A 10,504-nucleotide genomic window follows, 5' to 3' on the forward strand; every position below is an offset into this window, starting at 1 on the left:
TTGAGGCGTTGCCATGCGGGTAACCATCGATCTTGATGACGAATTGATCGCAGAGGTCATGGAACGAACCGGCCTCTCCACGCCGAAGCGGCGGTTGAAAAGGCCTTGAGGGAATTTATCAGGATAAACCGGCAGAGGCGCGCGCTTGAGGAATTGCGGGGAATTGGCTGGGAAGGCAACCTCGATGAAATCCGGGATAGCTGGAACACGGATGACATCTGGCGCTCCTGAGAATGAACCAGAAATCTCTATTCCGTCATCCTCGGGCCTTGACCCGAGGATGACGGCAGGTGACGGAAAATCCAGTCAACAGCCAAGCTTATGGGTTTGGGACCATACTCGCCCATCAAACCACCTTCACCGTCCCCTCCACCCGCACCGGGAAATTCACCGAGCGCGCGATGAAGCATTTCTCATGCGCATCATGGTGCAGTTCGTCCGCCCGGGCGGCATCCCCCTTCGAGATGGTGATAACCGGTTTCAGCACCACCTCGCTGAATTGCCCCGCGCCATCCTTTTCCATCACCAGCGTGCCTTCGGCATTGTCGACATAGTCTTCAACGATGATGCCGTTGACCGAGCAGAAATGTAGGTACCAGAGCTTGTGGCAGGCCGAGAGCGAAGCGACCAGCAGGTCTTCCGGGTTCCAGCGGGCGGGATCGCCGCGGAAGGCGGGGTCGGAGGAGCCGGCAATATCGGCCTTGCCCGGCGTGGAAATCGTGTAGTCGCGTTCATAATCGCGGTAACCCGACGTGCCCTTGCCGCGATTGCCGGTCCATTTCACCTGCACGGCGTAATGATGTTCCTGTCCTGCCATTTGCTTATTCCTCCCTTGGAATCGTTTTTCGCATTCCTCTAACGGAAAACCGGCGTCCACTTTTCCTAGAAATGCTCTCGCGTATCGCGCAGGTGGTCGAGCCCCTTGCGCAGCGTCTCTATGATCTGGTCCACTTCCGACCGGCTGATAGTCAAAGCCGGCGAGGCCAGCATGCGGTCACCCGTGGCGCGCATGACGAGGCCGTTTGCCAGGCAATGGTTGCGCACGGCGGTTCCGATGTCGTCCGGCTTGGCAAAACGCCTGCGCGTCGCCTTGTCGGCCGTTATCTGCAGGCCGCCCATCAGACCGACATTGACAGCTTCGCCAACCAGTTCGTGATCCGTCAGGCTTTTCCAGCCCGCGGAGAAATAGGGGCCGATATCGTCGCGCACCCGCTCCACCAGCTGCTCATCCTCGATGATGCGAAGGTTTTCCAGCGCGGCGGCGGCGCAGACGGGATGGCCGGAATAGGTGAAACCGTGGTTGAAGTCACCGACTTCAGACACCATCACCTCCGCCACGCGATCGGAGACGATGACGCCGCCGATCGGCAGATAACCGGACGACAGCCCCTTGGCGACGGGGGCGAAATCCGGCTCCACGCTGAAATGCTGGTAACCGAACCAGGAGCCGAGGCGGCCGAAACCGCAGATCACCTCATCCGACACCAGAAGAATATTGCGCGCCTTGCAGATGCGGGCGATTTCCGGCCAGTAGGTTTCCGGTGGCACGATGACACCGCCCGCCCCCTGGATGGGTTCGGCGACGAAAGCGGCGACGTTTTCCTCGCCGAGTTCATCGATCTTCGCGTCCAGTTCGCGGGCCACTTTCAGGCCAAATTCGGCGGGCGAAAGATCGCCACCTTCGGCATACCAGTAAGGCTGGCCGATGTGGGCAACGCCTTCGATCGGCAGGTTGCCCTGCTCGTGCATCCATTTCATGCCGCCGAGCGAGGCGCCGGCCACTGTCGAGCCATGATAACCGTTGCGCCGTGCGATCACCCTGGTCTTCGTCGGATGGCCGAGCGCCTTCCAGTAGACCCGCGCCATGCGGAACCAGGTATCGGTGGCTTCCGAACCGGAATTGGTGAAGAACACATGGTTCATCTTCGGCCCGGCGCGCGACGCGATCTTCTGGGCCAGAAGCGTCGCGGGCGGGGTGGTGGTGCCGAAAAAGGCGTTGTAATAGGGCAGCTCGTTCATCTGCCTCTGAACGACATCGGCAATCTCGCGGCGTCCATAACCAATATTCACGCACCAGAGGCCGGCAAAGGCATCGAGATATTTCTTGCCGGTGCTGTCGTAGATAAACACCCCTTCGGCCCGCTCGATGATGCGGGTGCCGGCGGCGTTCAGCTTGCCCATGTCGGAAAAGGGGTGAAGGTGATGGGCGGCATCGATGGCGGCGAGATTGGACATCGGCTTGGAGACTTCATTCATGACAGATCGCACTCCCATAAAGGCAACGGCGCTCACGCCGCCGCGCCCGCCGAACATGGCCGGGCGGGTTGGATTTGGCAAGGCTGGTGGTTTTCAGGGGTATTGCGCGAACGGACGCCAGTTGTTTCTCCTCCCCGCCGGGCAGAAGAAACAAGCGGCAATCACCCGATCCAGACGCACGCCGTCAGTGCGCTATGAAAAAAACGCCGGTCCCACCAACACCTTCAACTCGCCGGCATGGACCTCCAGTGCCACGTCCCGTTCCATCGGCAGCAATTCGCCGTCGATGACGCAGCGCACATCGTGGCGCTTCCTGGGGAAATGCAGTTCCACATCGGTCACGGTCATGGCCGTCACGGCGGCGTTTTCCTTCAGCCTGCCGCGCAGAATGTCGAAGGCAAGTTTTGCGACACCGGAGGGACGCAGCGGATCGGTGAGGTAAAAACCGAGATGGCCGCCGGAGACATTATCCGCCACCAGCAGCGAATTCTGGCCGAATTCATTGTTGGAGACGGAAATGGCCGAGACCTTGCGGTGCTGGGTTTCGCCATTGACGGTATATTCCACCTCGAAGACCGGCGGATTGAGGATGACGCTGATGGCCGCGCGGATGCTCGCCTTGATCTTGCCGAGACGCGAGGCAAAGGCGAGATTGTTGCGATAGCGCACCATGCGCGAATGCAGGCCGGCGGAAAACTGGTGAACGAAAAGGCGGCCGTTGGCGCTGGCTATGTCCACGCTGGCGATTTCGCCATTCGCCAGAGTTTCGAGCACCTGGCGGATGTCGAGCGGCAGTTTCAGCGAACGGGCAAACAGGTTCATCGTGCCGGCCGGCACGATGCCGAGCGCAATGCCCTGTTTCCATGCGATGCCGGCGGCGGCCGAAATGGTGCCGTCACCGCCGCCGGCAATGATGCCTTCGATACCCGGCTCCTCGGCGGCGCGCTCCATTTCCTCGACAATGTCTTTTCCGGAGACCAGGCGGCAATCGATCGCATGTCCGGCCCGGGTGAACACCGTGCGGGCGTGGTCGCAATAGGCATCCATGTCCGTGGTGCGAAAGGTGCCGCCGTCACGATTGAAAATTGCGATGAGCTTCATGTTTCCAACCTGATCCTGTGAGGCAACCGCGCGTAAATGCCTGGCTTCATATAGGGTTCCGAACACCATCGCGTGAAGATGCTCTTTTGCCGAGAATCGCTCTACCGCAACGCATCATTTCATGTTAGGGATCACTTAAGGTCATTTTCATGACCGCGCATCTCCAGTCAGGGCAGACCGCTCCCATACGGTCTTGCCCTTTTTTCTGTGGGGTCCTCCCCCCTTCTCAGGTCACCATGAGCCAGTCGACTATTTCCGAAATTCGCCCCGCAGCGGAGAATGAAACCGTTTACACGGATACTCCTGCCGTGGCCCTGTCGCCGCTTGCCATCGCGCTGATCGAGCTGGCGCTGGCCGCCGGCGGCTTCGGCATCGGCACTGGTGAATTCGCCATCATGGGCCTGTTGCCGGATGTCGCCACGACCTACGGCGTGACGGTGCCGCAGGCGGGTTATGTGATCACGGCCTATGCGCTCGGCGTCGTCATCGGCGCGCCGATCATTGCTGTCCTTGCGGCGCGCATGACGCGGCGCGCCCTGCTTCTTGGCCTGATGGGGCTTTTTGCGGCCGGCAATATCTTGAGCGCCGTCGCACCGGATTTCCTGAGCTTTACCGTGCTGCGTTTCATCACCGGCCTGCCGCACGGCGCCTATTTCGGCGTCGCTGCGTTGGTGGCGGCCTCGATGGCGCCGATCCACAAACGCGCCCGCGCCGTCGGCCGCGTCATGCTCGGCCTCACCATCGCCACCCTGCTCGGCACGCCGCTCGCCACCTTCTTCGGCCAGCTGCTGTCATGGCGTGCGGCCTTCATGCTGGTCGGCGGCATCGCACTTTTAACCGTCGCCCTGCTCTGGCTGTTCCAGCCGCGGGACAAGGTGGAGGAAGGTGCGAGCGTGTGGCGCGAACTCGGCGCTTTCCGCCGTGTGCAGGTGTGGCTGACGCTTGCCATCGCGTCTGTCGGTTTCGGCGGCATGTTCTCGGTGTTCAGCTATATCGCCAAGACCACGACGGATGTGGCGATGATGCCGGTTTCCACCGTCTCCATGGTGCTGGCGCTGTTCGGCATCGGCATGAATGTCGGCAATGTGGTCGGCTCGCGGCTTGCCGATATCTCGCTCAACGGCACGATTGGCGGCATGCTGGCCTTCAACGTGGTGGTCATGGCGGTGTTCGGCATGACGGCGCAGGACCCGTTCATGCTGTGCCTCTGCGTCTTCCTGATCGGCTGCGGTTTTGCCGCCTGTCCGGCCGTGCAGACGCGGCTGATGGATGTGGCGCAGGATGCGCAGACGCTGGCCGCAGCCTCCAACCATTCCGCCTTCAACATCGCCAATGCGCTGGGCGCCTGGCTCGGCGGCCTCGTCATCGCCATGGGTTTCGGTTACGCCTCGACGGGTTATGTCGGCGCGGTTCTGTCCCTGCTCGGGCTTGGCGTTTTCCTCGTTTCCGTCACCGTCGAACGGCGTGAAAAGGCGGCGTGACGCCGCCGTTTTTCACCGGCAGCACCGGGGTCCGCACACGCTGCAACCAACCTTGCCGAAATTTCACAATCAGGCGCTTGACTCTTTTCGGTTTCAGGCGCAACACGGCCTTACGCGCAGGCCAATCAGCACGGCGCGGATTTCAACGGAGCATCATTGGATGTCTAGCGACAGTAGCAGTCGATTGCCTTTGCCGAGACCGGCGAACGTGAACTGATCCGACCGCTGTCGGCTCACCACCGCGTTCGCCGCTATCGGCGAATCGACGGAAAGGTGAGCAATCATGAACTTCCACAACCTCTCCCAGAGGGCCAGCAAGGCCGCACGTCTTCTTCGTAGCGGAAACGCCGGTTCCTCCACCACCATTGCCGAACGCGTCGAGCACCTCAACACGCTTGATGTCAACGCTGCCGCAACCGCCCTCCTCGCCATGCCCCAGGCAAAGGCCGTCGCCATTCTCGACCGGCCGGAACTGCATGGCGCCGCCGCCATCATCGCCGATATTCCGGTCGAACAGGCCGCCCGCTTCGTCAACCTGATGTCCGACGACCGTGTCGCCGACGTCATGGCGGAAATGGCCGAAGAACCGCGCGCCAAGCTGTTTTCCCGGCTGGACCGCACGACGGCGCTCTCCATCAAGCATCTGATGGGTTATCCGCCGCGCACAGCCGGCTCGATCATGACCACGGAATTCGTCAGCGTGCCAGACGACTGGACGGTGGAACAGACCCTTTCGCACATCCGCGTCGTCGAGCGGTCGCGTGAAACGGTCTATGCCATCTATGTACTGGCACAGGACGGAACGCTTTCCACCGTCGTGACGCTGCGCCGCCTGCTGACCGGCGAAGCCGGCGCGTCGATCCTCTCCGTCGCATCGAAGGAAGGCATCGTCTGCGCCAGCCCCCTGATGTCGCAGGAGGATGTCGCCCGGCTGATCCGCAAGCACGACCTTCTGGCGCTGCCCGTCATCGATGACCGTTCGCATATTCTCGGCATCGTCACCGTTGACGACGTGATCGACACCATGATCGCCGACACCACGGAAGACGCCCACAAGTTCGGTGGTATGGAAGCGCTCGGCAAGCCCTATATGACGATCGGCTTTCCGGACATGATCCGCAAGCGCGCCGGCTGGCTCGCAGCGCTCTTCCTCGGTGAAATGCTGACGGCGAGCGCCATGCAGCATTTCGAGGGCGAGCTGGAAAAGGCCGTGGTGCTGACGCTGTTCATTCCGCTCATCATGTCGTCGGGCGGCAATTCCGGTTCGCAGGCCACCTCGCTCATCATCCGGGCGCTGGCGCTCGGCGAACTGAAGCTCTCCGACTGGTGGCGGGTGCTGCTCCGGGAAATCCCGACGGGCCTGACGCTCGGCTGCATTCTGGGCGCCATCGGCTTCCTGCGGCTCACGGTCTGGCAGCAGGCCGGCTTTTACGACTATGGCGAACACTGGCTGCTCGTCGGCGCCACGGTCTTTGCAGCGCTGGTCGGCATCGTCACCTTCGGTTCGCTGGCCGGCTCCATGCTGCCCTTCGTGCTGCAGCGCCTGCGGCTCGACCCCGCCAGCGCGTCTGCCCCCTTCGTCGCCACGCTGGTGGATGTCAGCGGGCTGGTCATCTATTTCTCGGTGGCGCTGGTGATCTTGAGCGGGACGTTGCTTTGAAAGACGAAAGGCCCGCTCTTACGAGCGGGCCTTACTTTTACAAATCGAAATCTCGCCATCGTCATCCTCGGGCTTGACCCGAGGATCCACAATACGGCGCCCGATGGATCCTCGGGTCAAGCCCGAGGATGACGGCGAGTAAGGCTTCCCTCACCCGCCGGCGCTGATGACGCCCGTCCCCAACAGCCCCAGCAGGATGACGCCGATAACCACGCGGTACCAGACGAAGGGCATGTAGCTCTTGGTGGAAACCAGCTTGAGGAAGACGACAATCACCGCATAACCGACGATGAAGGCGATCAGGGTTGCAAGCCCCGTCTGCCCCCAGCCGACGGGGTTGTCCTCGCCGATGCTCTTGAAGAGCTGGTAGAAGCCGGAGCCGAAAACCGCGGGAACGGCGAGCAGGAAGGAATAACGCGCCGCCGCCTCGCGGGTATAGCCGAGCAGCAGGCCGGCGCTGATGGTGCCGCCCGAACGCGAGACGCCGGGGATGAGCGCCATGGCCTGGGCGAACCCGAAGAGGATGCCGTCGCGCCAGATCAGCTGGTTCAGCTTGTAGCGTTTTTCACCGATCTTGTCGGCGACGCCGAGAACGATGCCGAAGACAATGAGCATCACGGCGGTGATATAGAGGTTGCGCAGCGAATGTTCGATGGCATCCTTGAAGAACAGGCCGAGAAATACGATCGGCACCGAACCGACGATGATCAGCCAGCCAAGCCGGGCATCGGCCTTGTCATAAGGGCCGAGGCGAAGATTCTGCCGCAGCCAGGCGGCGGCGATCCGCATGATATCGGACCAGAAATAGACCAGAACGGCCATTTCCGTGCCGATTTGCGTGATCGCGGTGAAGGCGGCTCCCGGATCCGCGCCGGAGGGCAGGAACTCCCCGGCAATCCTCAGATGCGCGCTTGAAGAAATCGGAAGAAATTCCGTAAGTCCTTGCAAAAGACCGAGAAATCCGGCCTCCATCCAACCCATGCTCATGTGCTTTGATGTCCCTGCTGCGAATCATGATGGCAGCATTATGCATCAATCAGGGCAAATCCATGTTGCATCGCACCATCCGAAGCCCTGGTGGCGGCATGTGGTTTTACCCGTGATTTTTCAGGCCGCCTTCTCCGCAGCCTGCGGAAGCTGGGTGTATTTCGCGCCGTTCTTGCAGACGACATGGGCGTCGCCCCAGCTTTTCAGCGCCGAAATGACCGGTTTCATGGTTTCGCCGAGCGGCGTCAGCGCGTAATCCACACGTGGCGGCACCACCGGGAAGACGGTGCGGGAAATCAGTCCCGCCTCCTCCAGTTCACGCAGCTGCTTGGTCAGCATGCGCTGGGTGACGCTTGGAATGTGGCGACGCAGCTCGTTGAAGCGCAGCGTACCCTCGTTGATGAGGTGATAGAGGATGACGCCCTTCCATTTGCCGTCGAGAAAACTCAGGGTCGATTCCACCGGGCAACCGGGAAAATTGCCGGTGAGCTTGGCGCGCGGTCGCGACATCACAGTATCCTTTTTGTATGTATCGTCAAAAAATGTGCATTCTTGCGATCGATGCGCATATGTATCAAGTAAGAGGCACGCAAACAAGCAAAGGAGACTGTTCATGCGCGCCATCGGTTACAGGACCAGCCAGCCCATCACCGCTGCGGACGCCCTCATCGATATCGACCTGCCGGAGCCTGAGGCGAAAGGACACGACATTCTGGTGGAGGTGAAGGCGGTTTCTGTGAACCCGGTCGACACCAAGGTGCGCCGCAATCAGTCACCGGAGAACGGCGCCACCCGCGTGCTGGGTTTCGACGCTGCGGGCGTGGTGAAGGCCGTCGGCGACAAGGTCTCGCTGTTCCGTCCGGGCGACGCGGTGTTTTACGCCGGCGTCATCAATCGTCCCGGCTCCAACAGCGAATTCCACCTGGTCGATGAACGCATCGTCGGCGCAAAGCCGGAATCGCTCAATTTCGAGGAAGCCGCCGCCCTGCCTCTGACCGCCATCACTGCTTACGAAACGCTGTTCGACCGGCTGCGGGTGAAGGAGCCGGTTCCGGGCGCGGCCAACGCCATTCTGGTCATCGGCGGCGCCGGCGGCGTCGGCTCCATCGCCATCCAGCTTCTGCGGGCGCTGACCGACCTCACCGTCATCGCCACGGCGTCGCGACCGGAAACGATTGAATGGGTCAGGGACCTCGGGGCACATCACGTCGTCGATCACGGCAAGCCGATCGCCCCACAGGTGGAGGCGCTGGGCCTTGGCGCACCTGGTTTCGTTTTTTCCACCACCCATAGCGACATTCACGCCGCCGACAGCGTGGCGACCATTGCACCGCAGGGCCGTTTTGCGCTGATCGACGATCCGGCCGGCGGTTTCGACGTCATGGCCTTCAAGCGCAAATGCGTGTCGATCCACTGGGAAATGATGTTTGCCCGCGCCGTCTTTGAAACGCCGGACATGATCGAACAGCACAGGCTGCTGAACCACGTCGCGCAACTGGTGGATGCCGGCAAGATCAAGACGACGCTGACCGAGGTTTTCGGCACCATCAACGCCGTAAACCTCATCAAGGCGCATGCCCTGATCGAGAGCAACAAGGCCAAAGGCAAGATCGTGCTTTCCGGCTTCTGATCCGCGGCGAGGCGCGCGCCTCGCGGCTGTTTTATGCCCGATTTACCGGCAATCTCCGCGCCGCGCGCCAAAACCGCGCGGCCGTTGTCGTCAATCGTCGTCCGGGTCTTCCGGGCACGGCCAGGAGGCCGGGGCGGTAAGGCCGCTCGGCAATTTGGTCTTGGCGTCGCCGCAGGCAATATCGATCTGCTTCTGATCAAGGCCGGTGGCCGTGGAAAGATCGACGCCCTCAATCCGGGTCAGCAGCAGGAAGGCGCTGGTGAAATCCACCGGGCCGCCAAGCGTGGCGCCGCCGAAGCGGGCACGCGACAGGTTGGTCAGGGAGAATTTCGAGCCGCTCAGCGACGCGCCCTCGAAATCGGCGCGCCCGAGTTCCGCCTTGCTGAAATCGGTGCCGTCAAGCTTGGTTTTTTCGAATTTGGTGCGCTGCATTTCGGCATTGACGAATTTCGCATTGGTGGCGTCGGCGGCGGAAAAATCGCTGCGATAGGCTTCCACCTTGGTCAGATTGGCGCCCTGCAGGTTCGCCGCGCCGAGCGCCGTGCGGATGAGCTTGGCCTTCTCGAGATTGGCGCCCTTCAGCGATGAACCGCGCAGGTCGGTATAGGTGAAGTCCGTGCCGTACAGCATCGCCGAATCGAGATTGCTGCCGCCCAGCATCAGAAGACGCTTGTTGCATTCGCGCCAATCGATGCCGGCCATGGCATCGGTGCGGCAGCTGGCGGCCACCAGCGGACCGCCGCTCAGCGAAACGACCGCAACCACCGTCGCCGCCACGGCCGCGCCAAACCTCGTCTTCCGCACGATATTCAGCCTTTGAAAGCCGGACATTCTTTCACTCCCTGTCGCCGGGTGACGGCACCTAGGACCATATGCACAGTCAAGGCGTTACTGCATTCACCGCCCGTAATCCACGGGCGACGCGATGCTACAACACCCCAACATCCTATATGTAAGAAATCGAAGAGCAATCCACAAATACTGAGGGGAAGCGGGCCGTAGACGCCGATCATGCCGGACGGGACCCAGCCTCGCAACCGGTCCCAACGCGCTCGCTGTCATCCTCGGGCTTGACCCGAGGATCCATCCACGTCTCGTAAAATCAATCCGTTACGGATGCTCGGGACAAGCCCGAGCATGACGAGAGAGAGTTTAAGCTGCGCCATCACATATTGGCATAAACCGGCCCCTCGCCGCCCTGCGGCGGGACCCAGTTGATGTTCTGGTTGGGGTCCTTGATGTCGCAGGTCTTGCAATGCACGCAGTTCTGGGCGTTGATGACATAGACCTCCTCGCCATCCTTCTCCACCCATTCGTAGACGCCTGCCGGACAATACCGTGTCGAAGGACCGGCATAGACATCGTGCTCGGAGCGCTTCTGCAATTCCA

The 10,504-nt window shown here is 61.4% G+C and carries 11 protein-coding genes; 4 read left to right on the forward strand and 7 right to left on the reverse strand.

What is annotated here, in order from left to right; translation table 11 throughout:
* Positions 1-13 precede the first annotated feature (13 nt).
* Complete coding sequence (locus ACI2KA_RS10915) at positions 14-109, forward strand: type II toxin-antitoxin system VapB family antitoxin (protein ID WP_404501867.1); 96 nt, start codon at positions 14-16, stop codon at positions 107-109.
* A gap of 237 nt (positions 110-346) precedes the next feature.
* Here ACI2KA_RS10915 and ACI2KA_RS10920 read toward each other — a convergent pair whose 3' ends face one another.
* The 3 genes from ACI2KA_RS10920 to ACI2KA_RS10930 form a co-directional block, all read right to left on the reverse strand.
* A complete protein-coding gene (locus ACI2KA_RS10920) occupies positions 347-817 on the reverse strand; it encodes an OsmC family protein (RefSeq protein WP_404501869.1) in 471 nt (156 codons plus the stop codon).
* 65 nt (positions 818-882) lie between these two features.
* Complete coding sequence (locus ACI2KA_RS10925) at positions 883-2,256, reverse strand: aspartate aminotransferase family protein (RefSeq protein ID WP_404501871.1); 1,374 nt, start codon at positions 2,254-2,256, stop codon at positions 883-885.
* A gap of 192 nt (positions 2,257-2,448) precedes the next feature.
* Positions 2,449-3,357 (reverse strand): diacylglycerol/lipid kinase family protein, encoded by a 909-nt coding sequence (locus tag ACI2KA_RS10930; protein WP_404501872.1) that lies wholly within the window; start codon positions 3,355-3,357, stop codon positions 2,449-2,451.
* Between the two features lie 236 nt (positions 3,358-3,593).
* Between ACI2KA_RS10930 and ACI2KA_RS10935 the strand changes: the two genes are divergently transcribed.
* Positions 3,594-4,838 carry an MFS transporter gene (locus tag ACI2KA_RS10935; protein WP_404501874.1) on the forward strand — a complete coding sequence of 415 codons (1,245 nt, stop codon included), beginning with the start codon at positions 3,594-3,596 and terminating at the stop codon, positions 4,836-4,838.
* Between the two features lie 283 nt (positions 4,839-5,121).
* Positions 5,122-6,498, forward strand: a complete 1,377-nt coding sequence (mgtE, locus tag ACI2KA_RS10940; RefSeq protein WP_404501876.1) for a magnesium transporter — start codon at positions 5,122-5,124, stop codon at positions 6,496-6,498.
* A gap of 150 nt (positions 6,499-6,648) precedes the next feature.
* Here the strand turns inward: mgtE and ACI2KA_RS10945 are convergent, their stop codons facing one another.
* Both ACI2KA_RS10945 and ACI2KA_RS10950 read right to left on the reverse strand, forming a co-directional pair.
* Positions 6,649-7,485: an undecaprenyl-diphosphate phosphatase gene (locus ACI2KA_RS10945; RefSeq protein ID WP_404501878.1), complete on the reverse strand. Its 837-nt coding sequence runs from the start codon at positions 7,483-7,485 to the stop codon at positions 6,649-6,651.
* Positions 7,486-7,605: 120 nt separating this feature from the next.
* On the reverse strand, positions 7,606-7,995 hold the full coding sequence (locus ACI2KA_RS10950; RefSeq protein WP_404501880.1) for a winged helix-turn-helix transcriptional regulator: 390 nt from the start codon (positions 7,993-7,995) through the stop codon (positions 7,606-7,608).
* Between the two features lie 103 nt (positions 7,996-8,098).
* Here ACI2KA_RS10950 and ACI2KA_RS10955 point away from each other — a divergent pair, with 103 nt between their 5' ends.
* Positions 8,099-9,115: a zinc-binding alcohol dehydrogenase family protein gene (locus ACI2KA_RS10955; protein ID WP_404501882.1), complete on the forward strand. Its 1,017-nt coding sequence runs from the start codon at positions 8,099-8,101 to the stop codon at positions 9,113-9,115.
* 90 nt (positions 9,116-9,205) lie between these two features.
* Here ACI2KA_RS10955 and ACI2KA_RS10960 read toward each other — a convergent pair whose 3' ends face one another.
* A complete protein-coding gene (locus tag ACI2KA_RS10960; RefSeq protein ID WP_404501884.1) occupies positions 9,206-9,946 on the reverse strand; it encodes a pentapeptide repeat-containing protein in 741 nt (246 codons plus the stop codon).
* 334 nt (positions 9,947-10,280) lie between these two features.
* Positions 10,281-10,504 (reverse strand): 4Fe-4S dicluster domain-containing protein (locus tag ACI2KA_RS10965; protein ID WP_404501886.1); only part of this gene is annotated, 224 nt, incomplete at its 5' end.

This window comes from Agrobacterium sp. NPDC089420 (assembly GCF_044900305.1).
Taxonomy (GTDB): Bacteria; Pseudomonadota; Alphaproteobacteria; order Rhizobiales; family Rhizobiaceae; genus Agrobacterium.

Coding starts and splice junctions, on each gene's coding strand:
- mgtE (WP_404501876.1), top strand. CDS start 5,122: ATGAACTTCCACAACCTCTCCCAGAGGGCCAGCAAGGCCGCACGTCTT.
- ACI2KA_RS10930 (WP_404501872.1), bottom strand. CDS start 3,357: ATGAAGCTCATCGCAATTTTCAATCGTGACGGCGGCACCTTTCGCACC.
- ACI2KA_RS10920 (WP_404501869.1), bottom strand. CDS start 817: ATGGCAGGACAGGAACATCATTACGCCGTGCAGGTGAAATGGACCGGC.
- ACI2KA_RS10950 (WP_404501880.1), bottom strand. CDS start 7,995: ATGTCGCGACCGCGCGCCAAGCTCACCGGCAATTTTCCCGGTTGCCCG.
- ACI2KA_RS10915 (WP_404501867.1), top strand. CDS start 14: ATGCGGGTAACCATCGATCTTGATGACGAATTGATCGCAGAGGTCATG.
- ACI2KA_RS10945 (WP_404501878.1), bottom strand. CDS start 7,485: ATGAGCATGGGTTGGATGGAGGCCGGATTTCTCGGTCTTTTGCAAGGA.
- ACI2KA_RS10960 (WP_404501884.1), bottom strand. CDS start 9,946: ATGTCCGGCTTTCAAAGGCTGAATATCGTGCGGAAGACGAGGTTTGGC.
- ACI2KA_RS10925 (WP_404501871.1), bottom strand. CDS start 2,256: ATGAATGAAGTCTCCAAGCCGATGTCCAATCTCGCCGCCATCGATGCC.
- ACI2KA_RS10955 (WP_404501882.1), top strand. CDS start 8,099: ATGCGCGCCATCGGTTACAGGACCAGCCAGCCCATCACCGCTGCGGAC.
- ACI2KA_RS10935 (WP_404501874.1), top strand. CDS start 3,594: ATGAGCCAGTCGACTATTTCCGAAATTCGCCCCGCAGCGGAGAATGAA.